The 18834-nt window shown below is 53.9% G+C and carries 23 protein-coding genes; 17 read left to right on the forward strand and 6 right to left on the reverse strand.

The window, feature by feature from the left end:
- Nucleotides 1-11 precede the first annotated feature (11 nt).
- The 16 genes from KCG48_RS03585 to coaBC all read left to right on the forward strand — a co-directional run bounded on the left by KCG48_RS03585 (nt 12) and on the right by coaBC (nt 11886).
- Entirely contained in the window at nt 12-482 is a 471-nt protein-coding gene (locus KCG48_RS03585) for a cell division protein SepF (RefSeq protein ID WP_211799937.1), read from the forward strand.
- The gene (locus tag KCG48_RS03590; RefSeq protein WP_211799938.1) at nt 482-1240 is read left to right on the forward strand and encodes a YlmH/Sll1252 family protein; all 759 of its coding nucleotides are present in this window, start codon (nt 482-484) and stop codon (nt 1238-1240) included. Before KCG48_RS03585 ends, KCG48_RS03590 begins: the two co-directional genes overlap by 1 nt.
- A 25-nt stretch (nt 1241-1265) precedes the next feature.
- The gene (locus KCG48_RS03595; protein WP_211799939.1) at nt 1266-1832 is read left to right on the forward strand and encodes a DivIVA domain-containing protein; all 567 of its coding nucleotides are present in this window, start codon (nt 1266-1268) and stop codon (nt 1830-1832) included.
- Between the two features lie 93 nt (nt 1833-1925).
- Complete coding sequence (locus KCG48_RS03600) at nt 1926-2951, forward strand: 3-dehydroquinate synthase (protein ID WP_211799940.1); 1026 nt, start codon at nt 1926-1928, stop codon at nt 2949-2951.
- On the forward strand, nt 2952-3746 hold the full coding sequence (gene aroF / locus KCG48_RS03605) for a 3-deoxy-7-phosphoheptulonate synthase (RefSeq protein ID WP_211799941.1): 795 nt from the start codon (nt 2952-2954) through the stop codon (nt 3744-3746).
- The gene (gene lspA / locus KCG48_RS03610; protein ID WP_211799942.1) at nt 3743-4189 is read left to right on the forward strand and encodes a signal peptidase II; all 447 of its coding nucleotides are present in this window, start codon (nt 3743-3745) and stop codon (nt 4187-4189) included. The genes aroF and lspA overlap by 4 nt, the downstream gene beginning before the upstream one ends.
- The gene (locus KCG48_RS03615) at nt 4189-5100 is read left to right on the forward strand and encodes an RluA family pseudouridine synthase (protein WP_211799943.1); all 912 of its coding nucleotides are present in this window, start codon (nt 4189-4191) and stop codon (nt 5098-5100) included. The genes lspA and KCG48_RS03615 overlap by 1 nt, the downstream gene beginning before the upstream one ends.
- A gap of 139 nt (nt 5101-5239) precedes the next feature.
- Entirely contained in the window at nt 5240-5788 is a 549-nt protein-coding gene (gene pyrR, locus KCG48_RS03620; RefSeq protein WP_211799944.1) for a bifunctional pyr operon transcriptional regulator/uracil phosphoribosyltransferase PyrR, read from the forward strand.
- Complete coding sequence (locus tag KCG48_RS03625) at nt 5785-6552, forward strand: exodeoxyribonuclease III (protein ID WP_211799945.1); 768 nt, start codon at nt 5785-5787, stop codon at nt 6550-6552. Before pyrR ends, KCG48_RS03625 begins: the two co-directional genes overlap by 4 nt.
- 4 nt (nt 6553-6556) lie before the next feature.
- Complete coding sequence (locus tag KCG48_RS03630) at nt 6557-7687, forward strand: THUMP domain-containing class I SAM-dependent RNA methyltransferase (RefSeq protein ID WP_211799946.1); 1131 nt, start codon at nt 6557-6559, stop codon at nt 7685-7687.
- A 3-nt stretch (nt 7688-7690) separates the two neighbouring features.
- Nucleotides 7691-8695: an asparaginase gene (locus tag KCG48_RS03635; protein ID WP_211799947.1), complete on the forward strand. Its 1005-nt coding sequence runs from the start codon at nt 7691-7693 to the stop codon at nt 8693-8695.
- A gap of 21 nt (nt 8696-8716) precedes the next feature.
- Nucleotides 8717-9595, forward strand: a complete 879-nt coding sequence (locus KCG48_RS03640) for a YicC/YloC family endoribonuclease (RefSeq protein WP_211799948.1) — start codon at nt 8717-8719, stop codon at nt 9593-9595.
- Between the two features lie 11 nt (nt 9596-9606).
- Nucleotides 9607-9882, forward strand: coding sequence for an extracellular matrix/biofilm regulator RemA (remA, locus tag KCG48_RS03645; RefSeq protein WP_211799949.1), 276 nt, complete (start codon nt 9607-9609; stop codon nt 9880-9882).
- Nucleotides 9872-10501, forward strand: coding sequence for a guanylate kinase (gene gmk, locus KCG48_RS03650; protein WP_211799950.1), 630 nt, complete (start codon nt 9872-9874; stop codon nt 10499-10501). Before remA ends, gmk begins: the two co-directional genes overlap by 11 nt.
- Entirely contained in the window at nt 10485-10700 is a 216-nt protein-coding gene (gene rpoZ, locus KCG48_RS03655) for a DNA-directed RNA polymerase subunit omega (protein WP_211799951.1), read from the forward strand. Before gmk ends, rpoZ begins: the two co-directional genes overlap by 17 nt.
- A 1-nt stretch (nt 10701) precedes the next feature.
- Entirely contained in the window at nt 10702-11886 is a 1185-nt protein-coding gene (coaBC, locus tag KCG48_RS03660; RefSeq protein ID WP_211799952.1) for a bifunctional phosphopantothenoylcysteine decarboxylase/phosphopantothenate--cysteine ligase CoaBC, read from the forward strand.
- Between the two features lie 101 nt (nt 11887-11987).
- On the opposite strand, the gene KCG48_RS03665 is transcribed toward coaBC, so the two are convergent.
- The 5 genes from KCG48_RS03665 to KCG48_RS03685 all read right to left on the reverse strand — a co-directional run bounded on the left by KCG48_RS03665 (nt 11988) and on the right by KCG48_RS03685 (nt 16524).
- A complete protein-coding gene (locus tag KCG48_RS03665) occupies nt 11988-12692 on the reverse strand; it encodes an ABC transporter ATP-binding protein (RefSeq protein WP_230976988.1) in 705 nt (234 codons plus the stop codon).
- Nucleotides 12679-13464: an ABC transporter ATP-binding protein gene (locus tag KCG48_RS03670; protein ID WP_211799954.1), complete on the reverse strand. Its 786-nt coding sequence runs from the start codon at nt 13462-13464 to the stop codon at nt 12679-12681. Before KCG48_RS03670 ends, KCG48_RS03665 begins: the two co-directional genes overlap by 14 nt.
- A gap of 4 nt (nt 13465-13468) precedes the next feature.
- Nucleotides 13469-14392 carry a branched-chain amino acid ABC transporter permease gene (locus tag KCG48_RS03675; protein ID WP_211799955.1) on the reverse strand — a complete coding sequence of 308 codons (924 nt, stop codon included), beginning with the start codon at nt 14390-14392 and terminating at the stop codon, nt 13469-13471.
- A 9-nt stretch (nt 14393-14401) separates the two neighbouring features.
- A complete protein-coding gene (locus KCG48_RS03680; protein WP_211799956.1) occupies nt 14402-15286 on the reverse strand; it encodes a branched-chain amino acid ABC transporter permease in 885 nt (294 codons plus the stop codon).
- Nucleotides 15287-15360: 74 nt separating this feature from the next.
- Nucleotides 15361-16524, reverse strand: a complete 1164-nt coding sequence (locus KCG48_RS03685; protein WP_211799957.1) for an ABC transporter substrate-binding protein — start codon at nt 16522-16524, stop codon at nt 15361-15363.
- Nucleotides 16525-17102: 578 nt separating this feature from the next.
- Between KCG48_RS03685 and KCG48_RS03690 the strand changes: the two genes are divergently transcribed.
- Nucleotides 17103-17990, forward strand: coding sequence for a CHAD domain-containing protein (locus KCG48_RS03690; RefSeq protein ID WP_211799958.1), 888 nt, complete (start codon nt 17103-17105; stop codon nt 17988-17990).
- 90 nt (nt 17991-18080) lie between these two features.
- Here KCG48_RS03690 and KCG48_RS03695 read toward each other — a convergent pair whose 3' ends face one another.
- On the reverse strand, nt 18081-18752 hold the full coding sequence (locus tag KCG48_RS03695) for a hypothetical protein (RefSeq protein ID WP_211799959.1): 672 nt from the start codon (nt 18750-18752) through the stop codon (nt 18081-18083).
- Nucleotides 18753-18834 lie beyond the last annotated feature (82 nt).

Raw genomic sequence — 18834 nt, forward strand, 5'->3', positions numbered from 1 at the left:
AGGAAAAGAAAATGGGAAAAATCATGTCATCCTTCCGAAATATGATGGGCTTCGAAGATGAGGACATCTACGACGAGTACGAAGGCGAAGAGATGGAAGAAGAAGTACAGGAGGAGCCCAAAACCAGCTACGCACTTCTTAACCGCAAGCGGGAAACCAAGGAGCTGCGTGAACCCAATAAAATTGTAAGTCTCCACGGAAGGAGCCCCAAAGTGCATATTATGAAACCATCCACCTTTGATGAAGCGCAGCAGATCTGCGACAGCCTGAAGAATAATGAAATCGTCGTGGTGAACACCACGGGTCTGGAGCCCCGAACGGCCCAGCGTCTTCTGGATTTTGTGGCTGGTGCCAATTACAGCCTGTCCGGAGACCTCCAGGAAGTGGAAAGCGGGGTCTACATCCTTTCCCCAGCCATGGTGGAAGTGACCAAGGAGCTGAAGGAGGATCCCGCAGCCAAGGGATTCCTCAACTGGAAGTAATGGAGAAAAATCAGTTTATCCAGGCCTTTCGGGGAGAGGATGCTCACCGGATGGCAAAGCTCTATGAGTTTTTGGAGCGCAACCAGTGGCCGGGGGCTGCGGAAGTAACCGATGAATTCTATCCGCCCCCAGTGATCCAGAAGGTGCTCCTCATGAAAGACTATCCCATGATCCAGGCCCTGGGAGAACCCTACTTTGAACGGCGAGCTTTAGCTGCCGGAGAGGTGGACGATGCTCCTTTGGCCATTCTGGAGATCCTGAACAAGGATAAACGGATCGCCCTGGGGCATGGGGACTATCTGGGTGCCCTCATGAGTCTGGGCCTGGCCCGGGAAAAGTTCGGCGATGTGTTTCTCCGGGAAGACCGGGCCTTTGTGGTGGTTTTCGCCGCCCACGCCGGTTACTTTTCCCAGGAACTCCATCAAGTGGGACGATGCTCTGTGGAGACCACGGTGCTCTCCTATGAGGAAGCACTAAGCCTTCTGCAGCCGGAGATGACGGAAAAGGAAGCGGTGATCTCCTCCCTGCGGCTGGATGTGGTGGTGGCGGAGATTGCCCGGATTTCTCGCTCCAAAGCCTTGGAACTTCTCCAGCGAGGGCAGGTGCTTCTGAACTATCAGGAAGCCCGGGAGAAAGCGAAAGACGTCCGTGAGGGGGATACCCTCACCATCCGGGGCAAGGGAAAGTTCAAAATCGGCAAAATCCTGGGAACCACCCAGAAAGGCAACCTGAGAATCAGTTACGCAAAATTTGAATAGGCAGCAAAAAGGGAGGGATGCAATCATGAAAATCACACCCGTAGAAATTACCAATAAGGATTTTAAGCGAACCATGCGCGGATACAGCACCGACGAGGTGGATGAGTTTCTGGATGAAGTGGTGGAAGACTTTGAAGCACTTTATCGGGAAAACGCCAATCTGAAGGAAAAGCTGGAAAGCTACAACGATAAGATTCAGCATTATGCCAATCTGGAGAAAACCCTGCAGAATACGCTGGTTCTCGCCCAGAACACCGCAGAGTCCACCCTTAGCCAGGCGGAGAAGGAAGCGGAGCATATCATCGAGAGCGCCAAGGACAAGGCCAATGCCATTCTGGAGAACGCCAACCGGGAAACAGAAGCCCTGAAACGGGAGTATGAGAAGTACCGGCTGGAATTTGCCAGCTTCAAGATGCGCGTCCTGAATTTCCTGGACAGCCAGATGAATGCCTTTGCCTCCTCTGCGGATGAAATCACCCAGGGAACCATCGGAACAGGCTCCCTGAAGGTGGCAGGCATTACGCCCTTCACCCCGGCAGCCTCCCTGGAGGGTTCCGAAGAGGTGGATGATGAAGCGGTTATCCGCGGGTAGACCCAAACCCTGGAAGAGACTTTGCCCGGCAAGGTCTCTTTTGTTGTTCTGACGGAGCTCCTGTGTTAAGATAACCTGTGAAAGGATGGTATGATGAAGAAAGCATTGGAACAATCGGATCGGATTGAATTTCTGGACACGGTGGAAGAGACTTGCGGAAAACTTCCGGACAAGACTCTTTTTGTGGTGGATTCCGGGGTGTTCTACAAGACCCTGTCCCTGGCAAACCATCTCCGGGGAAAGTCCGTGCTGCTTCTTACGCCGTCGGAAACGGAAAAAACCCTGCGAACTGTGGAGAAAATTTATGGGGCCCTCTTTGACGGACCGGACCTAAGGGCCATGGTGGTCATCGGCGGTGGCATTGTGGGAGATCTGGCGGCCTTTGCCGCGGCCACCTACAAACGGGGGATCCCCCTTACGCTGGTCCCCACGACCCTCTTATCCATGGCGGACAGCGCCGTGGGCGGGAAAAACGGGGTAAATTACCGGGGGGTGAAAAACTACATCGGAACCTTCCGTAAACCCGACCACATCTACATCTGTCCGGCATTTTTGAAGACCCTGAGCCGGAAAGAACTGCGCTCCGGCCTGGGCGAGCTTTTGAAGTACGGCCTCATCGGCGATGAAGAGATTCTTCGCCTTTTGGCCATGGCTCCGGAAAATATCCAGGAACTACCCTATCCAGCCCTGATCCAGCGGGGATTGGTCATCAAGTCCCGCCTGGTGGCGGAGGATTTCCATGATGTGGGAGTGCGGAACATCTTGAATTTTGGTCATAACATCGGCCACGCCCTGGAAAATGCCACCCAGGGGGACCTGGCCCACGGCGAGGCTGTGGCGCTGGGCCTTCTGGTGGAGCTTCGGCTTTCCGAAATGCTCCTTCAGCTGGACCCCTCCCTTCGGAAAAACCTCACGGGGCTCATGGACAAATTCGGGATGCCCACAAAAATTGAAGGAATTTCCGGGCAGGCGCTGCTTCCCGGCCTTCGCAAAGACAAGAAGAATGATGACCAGCTGCGGTTCACGCTGCTGGAACGTCAAAATCAACCGAGAATCAAGGTTCCGGTGCCGGAGGAAGCGATCCTTCAAGCCTGGCAGGACCTCATGGAGAAGAAATAAATGAAACTGAAAGCAATGGACTTGTCCTTAGGCAAGATTGAAATTAAAATCCGGGAGAAAACGCTGACCAAGGATCCGGTGATCATCGCCGGTCCCTGCTCCGTGGAAGATGCCGCCACCATGCGGAGAATCGCCTCTTCCCTGAAAGATCTCGGGGTGGATGTCCTTCGGGGCGGGGCCTATAAGCCCCGAACCTCCCCCTATGATTTCCAGGGCCTCAAGGAGGACGGCCTGGAGATTCTCCGGGAAATCCGGGCGGAGTTTGATCTGCCCATCGCCACGGAGATCCTGGATCCCCGCCATCTGGAGAAAGCCCTGGATGTGGTGGACATCATCCAGATCGGTTCCCGGAACATGTACAACTACACCCTCCTGGAGGAAGCGGGCCGCACCGGGAAACCCATCATCCTGAAGCGCGGTTTCAGCGCCACGGTGAAGGAGTGGGTCAGTGCTGCGGAATACATCTTGAACACCGGCAATGAGCAGGTGATCCTCTGCGAACGGGGGATCCGCACCTTTGAAACCACCACCCGCAATACCCTGGACTTGAACTCCGTGGCCTTTCTCAAGGAACGCTGCCGCCTGCCGGTCCTGGTGGATCCCAGCCATGGCACCGGGGTCCGGAGCCTGGTGAAACCCATGGGCGCCGCCGGCATCCTGGCAGGGGCCGCCGGACTGATCATCGAAGCCCATACGGAACCGGACAAAGCCTGTTCCGATGCCCGGCAGACCATCGACATGAAGACCCTGGAAGAAATCATGAATTTAACAAAACAATTATGGAGGCTCACATGATTTATATTATTTTTCTCATCGGAATGGCCCTGGATATTCTCACCAAGCAATGGGCGATGAATGGGCTAAAACCCCAGGGCGATATTACGGTCATCCCGGGATTTTTCGACCTGGCTTATCTGGAGAACCGGGGCGCGGCCTTTGGCATTTTCCAGGGCAAGGTGGTCCTCCTGGTTTTGGTCACCTTTGTGGTCCTGAGCATTCTTTTCCTCAATTACCTGAAGACCCCAAAAAAGAGTCTCCTGTTCACCTGGAGCAATGCCCTCATTCTCACCGGTGCCCTGGGAAATCTCCTGGATCGGGTCCGTTTAGGGTATGTGGTGGATTTCCTGTCGCTGCACTATAAGAATCAGTACTATTTCCCCACGTTCAACGTGGCGGATATCTGCATCACCTTCGGCACCGGACTTCTCATTCTCTATATTCTCAAGGAAGTGGAATAATGGAAGACTTGCAGTTTCTCATCACACCGGAAGAGGAAAATCAGCGGCTGGATGTGTATCTCAGCCAGAAGCTGCCGGATCTTTCCCGCTCCTATCTCCAGAAACTCATCCCCCAGGAGCTGATCTTGGTGGATGGCAAGGTTCGCAAAGCCTCCTATCGCCTGAAGGCGGGGGAAATGGTCATGCTGGAGCTTCCGCCGCTGACGGAGATCGAAGTGATTCCCCAGGACCTCCCCCTAGACATCCTCTACGAGGATGAGGATCTCATTGTGGTGAACAAGGCCAAGGGCATGGTGGTTCATCCCGCCCAGGGAAACTATCACGGGACCCTGGTCAATGCCCTCCTGTATCATGTGAAGGACCTGTCGGGGATTAACGGGGTCCTGCGACCGGGGATTGTGCACCGCATCGACAAGGATACTACGGGGATTCTTGTGGTGGCGAAAAGTGACCGGGCCCATGCCTGCTTATCTGCCCAGCTGAAGGATCACTCCATGAAGCGGGAATATTATGCTCTGGTCCATGGCCGGGTGAAGAGCGACCAAGGAACCATCGATGCACCCTTGGGACGCTCCAAGAAGGATCGGCTGAAAATGGCCATCACCGAGGACGGAAAACGGGCGGTGACCCACTATGAGGTGCTGAAGCGCTATGAAGGCTATACCCTCATCAAAGCGATCCTGGAGACGGGGAGAACCCATCAGATCCGCGTCCATTTGGCCTCCATCCATCATCCGCTGGTGGGGGATTTTGTCTATGGGCTGAAAAAGGAAAATGGGGACGGACAGCTTCTTCACGCGGCGACCTTAGGGTTTGAGACCCCCCAGGGAAAGCGTCTGGAGTTTCATACCCCTGTCCAGGGACAGTTCCGCCAAGCCCTCATCCGGCTTCATCGCATGGAACGAAAATAAGAACAAAGTATGAACAAATTTAACAATAAATGAATTTTAGCTATGAATTATTCGGGCAGTTGCGTATAATCATAGAAAATCACGAAAATAACGGCAGAAGGTGGTGGAGAGTCAAGGAAATGTCCTTTCCTTGCAGATTATGGAATTTAAAGCCAGTCTTATGGATGAGAAAGCCATTGAACGGGCCCTCATTCGCATTTCCCACGAGATCGTGGAAAAGAACAAAGGCGTCAAGGATTTAGTTCTGGTGGGGATCAAACGCCGCGGTGTTCCCCTGGCGCAGCGGATCATGGAAAATATTGAGAAGTTCGAAGGGGAAGCCATTCCCGTGACCAGCGTGGACATCACCCTGTACCGGGATGATCTCCAGGAGGACTATGAGGTCCCCCAGATCAAGGATTCCCGCATCGACGTACCCATCCGGAACAAAAAAGTCATCCTGGTGGATGATGTGCTGTATACGGGAAGAACCGTGCGGGCTGCCCTGGATGCCGTCACGGCCAATGGGCGTCCCCAGAGCATTCAGTTGGCGGTCCTCATCGACCGGGGACATCGGGAACTGCCCATCCGGGCGGACTATGTGGGAAAAAATGTACCCACTTCCCGGGAAGAGCTGATTAAAGTTCAGCTCATGGAAGTGGATGGCCGCAATGCCGTGGATATCTACCTCCGGGAAGGTGAACGATGAAGATAGTATCGTGGAATGTCAACGGCCTCCGGGCCATCATGAAGAAAGGCTTTGAAGAAAGCGTCAAGGCCCTGGATGCGGACATTCTCTTTATCCAGGAGACGAAGATGCAGGAGGACCAGCTGACGGAGGAAATTCTTCTGAAGGAGCTGGGCTACACGCTCACCATGCATTCCGGCATCCGCAAGGGCTACTCCTCTGTGGCGGTGTACACGAGGATCCCCGTGGATGCCATCGTGAAGGGTTCCGGTCTTGACGTTTATGATGTGGAAGGCCGGGTTCTGGAAGTGCGGGTGGGGGAGTATGTGATTTTTGGCATCTATTTCCCCAACGGCGGCAGCGGAGAAGAGCGTCTGGCCTATAAAATGCGCTTCTATGAGGATCTTCTGGCTCGGTTTGTCCAGGAGAAGGCTGCAGGGAAAAAAGTCATCATCACCGGGGATTTCAATGTGGCCCACGAGGAGATCGATCTGGCCAATCCGGAATCCAATCAGAAAACTTCGGGATTCCTGCCCATCGAACGGGCATGGTTCACCAAACTTCTCGCTTCCGGCTTCGTGGACATTTACCGTCAGCGAAATCCGGAAGAAGTGATCTATACATACTGGGATCAGCGTTTCCGCGCCCGAGACCGGAACATGGGCTGGAGAATCGACTATTTTGTCCTGTCGGAAGGCATGGAGGATGAGGTGGAAGACGTCCGCATCTACAACGAGCTCTTCGGCTCGGACCATTGTCCGCTGTCGCTGACATTGAAAGGATAACACTATGGAATATAACATTATAGCCACCTGCGCCTTCGGCCTGGAGAGCATCCTGTCCAAGGAGCTGAAAAACCTCGGTTATGAGGATCTCATGGTGGAAAACGGAAAAGTGGAGTTTCGCGGGGACGAGATGGATATTGCCATCTGCAATGTCCATCTGCGTACGGCGGAGCGGGTACTGCTGAAAATGGCCGAGTTTCCCGCCACCACCTTTGAAGAACTTTTCCAGGGCACCAAAGTCATCAACTTTGCGGAACTGATCCCCGTCAGCGGGAAGATGCACGTGGTGGGAAAGTCCGTCCGAAGCAAGCTCTTCAGCGTGCCGGACTGCCAGAGCATCGTGAAGAAGGCCGTGGTGGAGTCCATGAAACGGACCTACCATCGGGAAACCTTTGCGGAAAGCGGTGCGGTGTACAAGATTGAAATCGGGCTCCTCAAGGATGTGGCCACCATCACCATCGATACCTCTGGCGAGGGACTTCACCGCCGGGGCTACCGGGAACATTCCGGGGCAGCTCCCTTGAAGGAGACCCTGGCAGCAGCCCTGGTCCTTCTTTCCGGGTATGACGGAAGCCGTCCCCTGGTGGATCCCTTCTGCGGATCCGGAACCATCCTCATTGAAGCGGCTATGATCGCCCGGAACATGGCGCCCAATGCCGACCGGAAGTTTGTCTGCGAAACCTGGCCTACCTTTGACAAGGAGGTCTTTGACCAGGTCCGGGAAGGGGCGAAAGCCCAGGCCAAGAAGATGAAGCTGAAGATCACCGGCTTTGACATCGATTCCTATGTGCTCAGCACCGCCAAGATGAATGCCAAAAAAGCCGGCGTCTTTGAGAACATCTACTTCCTGAAGGAAGATTTCAAGTTCCTGAAATACACCGACGAGAAGGTCACCATCATCACCAATCCGCCCTACGGCGAACGGATCGGTGATGCGGACAATATCCGCAGGCTCATGGAGAAGCTGGGCAAGGATAAAGCGGAGCATGAGGATTTTGAGGTCTTTGTCCTCACGGCCATGGAGGACTTTGAGAAAGCCTTTGGCGCCAAAGCCCACAAGAACCGAAAACTCTATAATGGACGGATTCAGACATATTATTATCAGTACTTTGCCAATCAGCGGAAAGAGGGATAAGGGATGAAGAAAATCGCGGTTATTTTTAATGGGGGAACCATTTCCATGAAGGTGGACCCGAAGATCAAGGCAGCCGTTCCTTCCCTCACCGGGGAAGAAATCATGCACATGGTCACGGGCATTGAAAAGCATGCCGAGATTCTGTCCTATAACTTCAGCTCCTTTCCCAGTCCCCACATGACCCTGGAGAAGATCATGGAGCTTCGGGCTTACACCTTGGACATTCTGGAGCGGGAGAAACCCCATGGGGTAGTCATCACCCACGGAACGGATACTCTGGAGGAGACGGCCTACCTCTTTGATCTCACCATGGATACCCCTTGCCCCATCGTGTTCACCGGGGCCATGCGAAGCGGCTCGGAGCTGGGGTATGACGGACCGTCGAATCTGGCCCAGGCCATCGTCACGGCATCGGCGGAGTCCTCCGTGGGACGGGGCGTTCTGGTGTGCTTAAACAGCGAACTGAACAGCGCATCGGAAGTCACCAAGGCCAACTCCCTGTCCCTCAACGCCTTCCGAACGCCGGTCTTTGGTCCCTTGGGGATTGTGGACAACAACAAGGTGATCTACTACCGGAATACGGACCGTCGGGAGGTATGGCCCACAGATCAGCTCTCGACCAAGGTGGAACTGGTGAAGACCGTGGCGGGCATGGACTCCCGGGTACTCCGTTTCTTAGTGGATGACGGCTGCGAGGGCATCGTCATTGAGGCCCTGGGGCGGGGAAATGTTCCGCCCATGATGGTGGAAGGCATCCGCTATGCCCTGAGCCGGAATCTTCCGGTGGTCATCGTTTCTCGCTGCTTCGAAGGCCGGGTCTTCGGCAGCTACGGTTATGAGGGCGGCGGCAAGCATCTTCGGAACATGGGGGTTATTTTCGGGGACAGCCTCCCCGGTCAGAAAGCCCGGATCAAGCTCATGGTGGCTTTATCCCGGGGGAAGGACCTGGAAGCAATCAAGGCATTTTTTGAACAGGAACGTTACCTGGACGACCCGGATGAACGATGATTCCAAAGGAGTGAAGTGCAGATGATTAGAAGCATGACAGGTTTTGGCCGAGCCCTGGCCGATGATACAAAACGAAGCTTTCTCGTGGAAATGAAGGCCGTGAATCAGCGGTATCTGGACGTGAATATCCGGATGCCCAAAAGTCTTCTCGCCCTCGAAGAAAAGGTGCGAAAAGTCGTGGGTGCCTATATTTTCCGGGGAAAGGTGGATCTTTTCATCACCTACCGCAATTACGCCCGGGAAGATACGGCGGTGAAGTATAATGCCAATCTGGCCAAGGAGTATGTGGAGATTCTGGGGTCCATGGCCCGGGAATTTCACCTGACCCCGGATGTGCCGGTTTCCCTTTTGGCCGGATTTCCCAATGTGATTTTCACCGAAGAAAAGGAAGAAAATCTGGAAGAGATCTGGGCGCTCCTGGAAGTGGCGGTGACGGAAGCTTCCCAAGCCATGAGCCTCATGAAGGAGCAGGAGGGAGCCTCCCTGAAGCGGGACATTGAAGAGAAGGCCGAAGGCATTCGCCAGCGGCTGGAACGGGTGAAAGACCGGGATGCCGTGGTCATTCCGCTCTACAAGGAACGCCTGGAAAAGCGGGTGACGGAGCTTCTGGAGACGGTACCCGTGGATGAGAATCGGCTGGCTCTGGAAATTGCCCTCTACACGGACCGGGCAAGCATCGATGAGGAAATCACACGGCTGGAAAGCCATTTGGCCCAGCTGGGACTTTTCCTCCAGGAAGAGGAACCCGTGGGAAGAAAGCTGGATTTCCTGGCTCAGGAGATGAACCGGGAAGCCAACACCATGGCATCCAAATCCGTGGATCTGGAGGTCACCAACACGGTTCTGGAAATTAAAAACGAGATCGAGAAGATCCGAGAACAAATGCAGAATATCGAATAGGAGAGATGGTCATGAATATTAAGCTGCTCAACATCGGCTTTGGCAATATCGTGTCGGCGAACAAGATCGTCGCCATCGTCAGCCCCGAATCGGCGCCGATCAAGAGAATTATCCAGGAGGCCCGGGAACGGGGAATGCTCATCGATGCCACCTATGGTCGGCGCACCCGGGCAGTCATCGTCACGGATTCCGATCATGTGATTCTCTCAGCCGTTCAGCCGGAAACGGTGGCGCACCGGCTGGAAACCAAAGAAGAAATGATAGATGAGGTAGGATTTGATGAATAGAGGTTTGCTGCTGGTGCTATCCGGTCCGTCGGGAGCGGGAAAAGGGACGGTCTGTGAAGCCTATAAATGCAGACATGAGAATATTTGGACCTCTGTGTCCATGACAACACGGGCGCCGCGTAAAGGCGAAGTGGAAGGGGAAAGCTACTACTTCGTGACCGTGGAGGAGTTTGAGCGTAAAATCGCCAATGACGAGTTTCTGGAGTACGCCCAGGTGTACGGGAACTATTACGGCACGCCCCGGGCCCAGGTGGAAGAAAAGATTGCCCAGGGCAGGGATGTGATTCTGGAGATCGACATCCAGGGAGCCCTGAATGTCCAGGAGAACACCTCCGAAGGGATCTTTATCTTTATCCTTCCCCCCTCCATGAACGAGCTGAAGAAGCGGATCATCGGCCGAGGAAGTGAGACGCCGGAGTCCCTCCTCACCCGTTTCCAGTCCGCCTATAATGAAATCAACTATGTCTCCAAATACAATTACGCCATCACCAACCATACGGTGGAACAGGCAGCCCACGACCTGGCCTGCATTGTCCGGGCGGAAAAATGCCGTGTTACCCGTGTGTCCAACGAAATACTGTCCTTAAAGGAGGAAGATTTAAATGAGCTCATTGATTGATCCATCTGTAACCGATCTGCTGAAGAGGGTAGACAACCGCTACCGTCTGGTGACCTTAACGTCCAAAAGAGCCCGTCAGATCATTGACGGCCAGGAACCCCTGGTCCCCATTACCAGCGTTAACCCCCTGTCCATTGCGGTGAACGAAGTGAACCAGGGACTCATCGAGTACGAGACCCTGAAAGATGGAGTGAAGTAACATGAAAAACGTTGTCTTGGGGGTCACCGGCGGCATTGCGGCCTACAAGGCCCTGGAGGTGGTGTCCCGGCTGAAGAAGCTGGGCATCAACGTGGATGTGGCCATGTCAAAGTCCGCCCAGGAGTTTGTCACCCCGCTGACGTTCCAGAGTCTTAGCCAGAATCCCGTCATCACAGATATGTTTGATGAACCCAAGGCTTTTGAGATCGCCCATATTTCTTTGGCGAAAAAGGCCGATGTCTTTGCCATCGTTCCTGCTACGGCGAATATCATCGGAAAGATTGCCCATGGCATCTCCGATGATTTCATCACCACCTCCGTCATGGCCACCAAGGCAAAGGTGCTCATCGCCCCGGCCATGAATACCCAGATGTATGCCAATCCGCTGGTCCAGGAGAATATTGAGAAGCTCAAGGGGCTGGGGTACCATTTCGTCAGCCCGGGGGCAGGACGCCTCGCCTGCGGCGATGTGGGAGAAGGCAAGCTGGCCCTGGTGGACGATATTATGGAAGAAATTCTTGCCCTTCTTCATCCCCGCCGGGACTGGGCGGGCAGGCAGGTGCTGATCACGGCGGGGGGGACGGAAGCTCCCATCGATCCTGTCCGGGTGCTAACCAACCATTCCTCCGGGAAAATGGGCATCGCCCTGGCGGAAGTGCTCCGGGACCGGGGCGCTCAGGTCACCCTGATCCATGCTCGGGTAACGGCTCCTCTTCCCCAGGGGGTGGAGCTGGTGGAAGCCAGGACCGTGGAGGCCATGGATACCGCCGTGCAAGGGCGGTTTGCCCAAGCGGACGCCGTCTTCATGGCTGCAGCCGTCTCGGATTACCAGATGAAGGAAGTATCGCCGGAGAAGATCAAGAAAAGCGGCGATACCTTGACACTGGAACTGGTCAAAGCCAAGGATATCCTGAAGAGTCTGGGCGAAGAGAAAACCCATCAGATTCTCGTGGGCTTTGCGGCGGAATCCCAGGAACTGGAGAAGAATGCCCAGGAAAAGCTTGTCCGGAAGAATCTGGACTTCATCGCCGCCAACAACATTTCCGGCGGCCAGGTCTTTGGCCAGGAGGAAAACCATGTGGTTCTCTATGGACCCCATGGCCTTCGGGTGGATTTGGGGCAGCGCAGCAAAAAGGAAACGGCAGAAATGCTCGTGGACGAAGTCACCAAGCACTTCCAGAAATAATCAAAACCTCTGCTTTTGGGCAGAGGTTTTTTGCGTGTATAAGGATAAGAAAAGAGACTTGCCAAGGCAAGTCTCTTCTTTATGGAGGAAGTTGGGGGAAATCAGCCCCCGAGATAGGCTTTCTTCACTTCATCATTGTTTACGAGATCCTTGGAGTAGCCTTCCAGATCGATATAGCCGTTCTTCAGGATATATCCCCGGTTGGAGTACTTCAGGGCCAGATGGGCGTTCTGCTCCACCAGGAGCACCGTGGTGCCGGCGGCATTGATGTCCCGGACGATGTTGAAGATTTCTTCCACGATGAGGGGAGCCAGTCCCATGGAGGGCTCATCCAACAGGAGAAGCTTGGGGCGGGCCAGGAGTCCCCGGGCAATGGCCAGCATCTGCTGCTCTCCGCCGGAGAGGGTGCCGGCCAGCTGGTTCTTTCGTTCCAAAAGTCGGGGGAAGAGCTCGAAGGACCGCTGGAAATCCTTGGCGACGTTCTCTTTATCCTTGCGGGTGATGGCGCCCACTTCCAGGTTTTCGAAGACCGTCATGCGGGGGAAGATTCGTCGACCTTCCGGCACATGGGAGATGCCCAGTTTCACGATCTCCGAGGCCAGGGTTTTGGAAATGTCCTTTCCCTGGTAGAGGATTTCGCCGCCGGACTTTCGCTCTAGGCCCGAGATGGTCCGAAGGGTGGTGGTTTTTCCGGAGCCGTTGGCCCCGATGAGGGAGACGATTTCGCCCTCTTCCACATGGAGATTCACGTCCTTCAAGGCTTGGATGGCCCCGTAGTGGACGCTGAGATGGTTAAGCTTGAGCAACGTAGTCACCTCCCAGATAGGCCTTGATGACCCGTTCATTGTTCTGCACTTCAGCGGGGGTACCCTCGGCGATGAGGTGGCCATAATCAAAGACGAAGATCTTGTCGCAGAGCTTCATGACCAGGGACATGTCATGCTCGATGAGGACCACGGTGAGCTGGAAATAGTCCTTCACCCACTGGATGAGCTTGGTCAGCTCGTTGGTTTCGTTGGGATTCATGCCGGCAGCGGGTTCATCCAGAAGGAGAACCCTGGGATTGGCTGCCAGGGCCCGGGCGATTTCCACTTTACGCTGATCGCCGTAGGAAAGGTTCTTCGCCTTTTCGTCTTTCTTGTCGTAGAGATTGAAGATCTTCAGAAGCTCCGTCACTTTTTCATTGGCTGCCTTTTCGCCCTTGAAGAAGGAGGGCAGCCGAAGGATGGAGGGGAGAATCCCGTAGGTCATGTTGCAGTGGTAGCCGATGAGCACATTGTCAAACACGGTCATTTCCTTGAAAAGACGGATGTTCTGGAAGGTGCGGGCTACGCCGTATTTCGCCATTTTCTGGGGCTTCAGGTGACGGCTGGAGACCTTATTGTTCAGATGGTAAGTGATTTCCCCCGAGGAAGGCGTGTAGATTCCCGTGAGCAGATTGAAGAAGGTGGTTTTCCCGGCGCCGTTGGGCCCGATGATTCCGGTGATCTCGTGTTCTTCAATGCCGATGTTGATATCCTGTACGGCTTTGACGCCTCCGAAATCCTTGGAGAGTTCTTTGACTTTAACCAGTTCCATGGCGCTAGGCCTCCTTTCTCAGGGGTGATTTGAATTTGCTGAGGAGCGTTTGGGGTTTGTAGACCATCATGAGGAAAAGGATCACGGCATAGATGACCATGCGCAGCTCCGGAATGCTCTGGAGGGAGAGCGAAACCAAAGAGAGGGCGATGGCACTGATGACGGAGCCCCGGATGCTTCCCAGGCCTCCCATGACCACAATGACCAGGATGTCCACGGACTTCATGAACCCGAAGGAATCGGGCTTGATGAAGTAGAAGTAGTTGGCGTAAAGGGCACCGGCGATGCCGGCGAAGAGAGCGCCGATGGAGAAGACCAGAACCTTGTAGTAGCTGGTGTTCACGCCCATGGAGGCGGAGGCGATCTCGTCTTCCTTGATGGAGATAACCGCCCGGCCGTTGTAGGACCGGATGAAGTTGGAGATGACCACCAGGGTGAGGACGATGAGGGCATACAGCCAGGTCCAGTTGGTGTAGCGGGGAATATCGTTGAGTCCCATGGCTCCACCGCCATATTCCCAGTTGAGGCCCACGATGCGGATGATCTCGCCGAAGCCTAAGGTGGCGATGGCCAGGTAATCCCCTTTAAGCCGAAGGGTGGGGGTGCCGATGAAGACGCCTGCCAAAGCGGCGGCCAGGGCGGCGCCGATGATGCCCACGATGAAGGGCAGTCCCAGCTTTGCCGTGAGGATGGCGGAGGCATAGGCACCGATGGCCATGAAGGCGGCATGGCCTAAAGAAAACTGACCGGTGAATCCGGTGATGAGGTTCAGGCTCACCGCCAGGATGATGTTAATGCCAATGGTCACCATATTGAGAAAAATATAGGAGTCAATGACGCCCAGATTCATGAGGAGAAGCACAGCCAGGTATATGGCGAGGATGCCGGCGGTTTTCATTGCGTTCTTTTTTGTCAACATTTCTTTCATCGTAACCACCTATACCTTTTCTGCACTGTTGTAGCCCATGAGACCCGTGGGCTTCACCAGAAGGACGAGAATCAAAATGAGGAAGGCCACGGCATCTTTAACGAGAGAGTACCCGGCAGCACTGACCAGGGTTTCCACAAGGCCCAGGAAAAATCCGCCAAACACCGCACCAGGAATGATGCCGATGCCGCCGATGACGGCGGAGACGAAGGCTTTGAGGCCCGGAGTGGCCCCCATGAGGGGGTTAATGGTGCTGTAGTAGATACCGATGAGGACACCCGCAGCACCCGCCAGGGCGGAGCCTAGGAAGAAGGTGTAGGAGATGGTCTTGTTGACGTTGATCCCCATGAGCTCTGCGGCATCCTTGTCCTGGGACAGGGCGCGCATGGACTTGCCCACCTTGGTGCGGTTGGTGATGTACATGAGCAACACCATGAGGAGCACCGTGATGCCGATGATGTAGAGGCTCTTGATGTCGATGACCGCTCCGGTGTTAAAGACCTTCAGCTGGGTGGCGGGAAGAACATCCTTGTAGGTGCGGCTTTCCGGTCCCACGAAATACATCATTCCATACTGGAGGAAAAGCGAGACTGCAATGGCCGTAATGAGAGCGGAGATTCGGGATCCGCCGCGAAGGGGCTTGTAGGCAACTTTCTCAATGACGACGCCAAGGAGACCGCAGGCAACCATGGAAATCACCAGGGCAGGGAGAAAAGAGAATCCAAAGATTCCCGTCAAAGCAAATCCGATATAGGCGCCGACCATGAGCACATCACCGTGGGCGAAGTTGATCAGGTTGATGATTCCGTAGACCATGGTGTATCCCAGGGCAATGAGGGCGTAGATGCTGCCCAGGGAGACCCCGTTGATCATTTGTTGCACAATTTGTTCCAAAATGAATTTCCTCCTTATAATGGACTATAGGCTGTCGTTATGCGACAGCCTTCCATAGTACCAGAACCGAATTTTTAGGGTTCCTGCTTCATGAAGTAAGTGGGGACACCGCCTTCAATCTTCAGGATGGTTACAGCCTTGATGGGGTTGTGGAACTCGTCCATGGTCAGCGTACCCGTGATTCCCTTGAAGTCCTTGGTGGCAGCCAGGGCATCCTTCAGCTTTTCGCGGTCAGCGGATCCGGCTCTTTCCAGGGCATCAGCCACCATGTAGGCCATGTCATAACCCAGGGCGTTGAAGGCATCAGGATCGGCACCATAGGCCTTGTTGAAAGCTTCCTTGAAGGCAACGACATCCGGTGAAGTATCGCTGGAGGTGTAGTGGTTGGAGTAGTAGGTGTTTTCCAGGGCATCGGCTCCGGCGATTTCCAGAAGCTTGGGAGAATCCAATCCGTCAGCGCCGAGAACGGGAACGTTCAGGCCCAGTTCGCGAGCCTGCTTGATGATGAGGCCCACTTCCTCATAGTAACCAGGGACGAAAAGCACATCGGGGTTGGAGGCCTTAATGGTGGTCAGGAGGGTTTTGAAATCCGTGTCTTTCGCCTGATAAGCTTCTTCAGCCACGATCTTTCCGCCGAGGCCTTCATAGGTTTCGGTGAAGTTCACGGTGAGACCCTTGCTGTAGTCTGAAGTGTTGTCGCGCAGGATGGCTGCATTCTTGAAGCCCAGTTCAGAGAAGGCAAAGTTGGCCATGGTGATTCCCTGGAAGGAATCGCTGAAGCAGGTCTTAAAGACATACTCGCGGACCTTGCCGTTGGAATCCAGCGTCACATCGTCGGCGGTGGAAGAAGCGGAGATCAGGGGAACCTTGTTTTCCGTGGCAGGAGGCAGCGCAGCCTTCACATTGCCGGAAGTGGCAGGGCCCAGGATGGCCACAACATTGTCGCGGGTAGCCAGTCTTGAGGAGACATTGGCGGCTTCATCAGTGAGGGACTTGTTGTCCACTTTCACCAGTTCCACCTGCTTGCCCAGGACGCCGCCCTTGTCATTGATTTCCTTGAAGGCCATTTCAATGCCGTTAACCAGGCTCTGGCCATAGGTGGACACGTTACCGGACAGTTCATAGTTCAGTCCGATTTTAATGGTTTTGGCATCCGCCGTGGATGCCTTGGCGCCGCAGCCGGCCAAGACCAGTGCAGACATGAGTCCTGCAGTAAAGAGTTTCAATCCTTTTTTCATTTGTTTCCCTCCATAATGTTATAATTGCTGATTGGGTATAAAAAAACCTCTATTAAGTATACATGGGGGTATACATAATAGAGGTGCTTTTAGCACGGTACCACTCTACTTCATCGGGACCTTCCGGTCACGACCTTTGCGGGTTCTGACAAACCTCAGCCCGGTAACGGGGGCATACGTCATGACTTACTTTAAGTTCGGTCATGAAGCTCAGAAGTGATCTTTGTCCAATCCGTCATCTCCGGTTCTCAGCTTACCCGGTTCTCTGTGGATGTCTCTGGAGTGGACTTGTCTTCGTCATCGCTGCTGTTTTTATGGGGTTCGGTTGAACCTTGAATGAATATTAACATTTCGATAATGGAATGTCAACGTCCTTTTTATTTTAATTACAAATCTGCCATTTTGATGCGAATCGAATAGCTAAGCTAAGGCTTTGCTTAATAATCAGCAATTTTGAACCACAAACGTTTACAGAATGGTCATAATTATCATTTGGTTAACAAAATACCGGGGATACCCTTGATATCGTCAATTCCCGGTTCTATGATGGAACCAAAGAACGGGAAGGAGGAAACGTTTTGAATGATAAAAATTTTTTTGCTTACCCTGTCTCGGAACGTGAAAATCCGATGAACCGCTTTGACGAAACGATGCGAAAGATTCGGGAAGTCCAGGAGATAATGCTCGTTACCTTCACGGAAGGAGAGCCCCAGGAGGAAGAACTGATCCACGATCTCCGGATCAATTTCCGTCGCCTTTTAGCTCTCCTTTCTTTTTATGCCCCGCTTCTTCGGAAGAAATGGAGAAGGGAGACGGAGGACCTTCTAAAGAAGCTTCTTCGGTCCTTGGGACTTTCACGGGAGCTTCAAATGTTGGAGAAAGCCTGGGAGAAATATCAGGGGTCCCTCACAAAGGATACGACCCGGAAAGAGGTTCCTGAGGCTTTTTCCGAAGCCCTTGGTTCGTTTATTGCCGTGGATCAGGAGAAGAAAGGAGAGCCTCAAGAGGATCTTCTTTCCATATGGTGGGAGGTTTGCTGGCGGCTGGATGCACCATCGGATATTTTATGGAGAAAAAAACGAGTGAAAGCCGCATCCGAGTCTTCGGATTTTGAGCGCCAGCGGATGAGAAGTCTTCAGATGAAGCTTCAGCAAAAAGAAGCCTCCGTCGACCCGAAGGACAGCCGAGCAGTCCATCAGCTTCGCATTGCCGGTAAAGGGGCCATGTATGCCGCTGAACTTTTGGGCGGATCCTGGGACGATGAATTTATCGACTGGCTCCGTCATCTTCAAAAGCTCCATGACCTCATCGGAAAAATCCACGATGGGGAGGTGAATCTAGGACTGCTCCAAGAGGTGGAGAAAATCCGAGGGAAGACAGGAGCCCTGGAGGGCTTTCGTCAGTATTTGATTCAGGAAGAGAGAAGAGGGCAAGAGATTCTGGAGGACCTTTTGATCCGAGATTAAGGAGAGAGAGAAGATTCCATATAGGTTTCCAAGGCAGACAAAAGAAAGCTCCAGAAACGGCTATGCCGATTTCCGGAGCTTCATTATTTTCTAGTCATTCGGGACCACAACGACGGAGGAGGCTTGAGCCTGGAGGGGATAGCTTTCCATGATGCCACCGGTGATGATGGCCACCACGGTGTCCCCAGGATTCAGGTAGGGCTCCCCTGGAGGAGCGGAGAAGGGATAATAAGACGTATCCTTCACCGTGAGCCAAATGGGAGTGTCGCCGCTGTACCCGGTGAGTTCACCCTGAGCCAGGAAACTGAAGACCACATCCCCTTGACCTTCCTTCACTTCCAGGACCTTTCCCCGGAGCACCGGATCCTCGGAGATCCGCTGAAGGAGCGTCACGTTATCTGCGCTGCCCTGGGCGGGGTAGCTGGTGAGGAAGATCCCGGGACCTTCCAGACGAATCTTCTGTCCCACCTGCAGTTCGGTTTTGGCGATATTTTTCTTATTTTCACGAATTCTGGCATCGGAGGAGAGTCGGTAATGGGTGACGGTGCGGGATCCGCCGCTCTTTCCCATGGAACCTCCGGTGAATGAGCCATCCACCAGCATGCCCAGGACGCCGTTTTCCTCCTGAATGGACAAGATGGTTCCTTCATAGACCGCGCGATCGTCATTGCCCCGGAGCAGTTTGTATCCGGCCATGGATCCCAGGACCAGAATCAGGATCCCCAGGATGATGAATTTTTGGTTTCTTGGATGAAAATCCATGGAATGTTCCTCCCTTAAGGTCTTTACTTGGTAAGTCTATTAAATCATGGCTCAGGAACCTTTGGGTGACAGATTCTTTACA

Origin of the sequence: Proteiniclasticum sediminis (assembly GCF_018128025.1) — a bacterium.
GTDB lineage: Bacteria > Bacillota > Clostridia > Clostridiales > Clostridiaceae > Proteiniclasticum > Proteiniclasticum sediminis.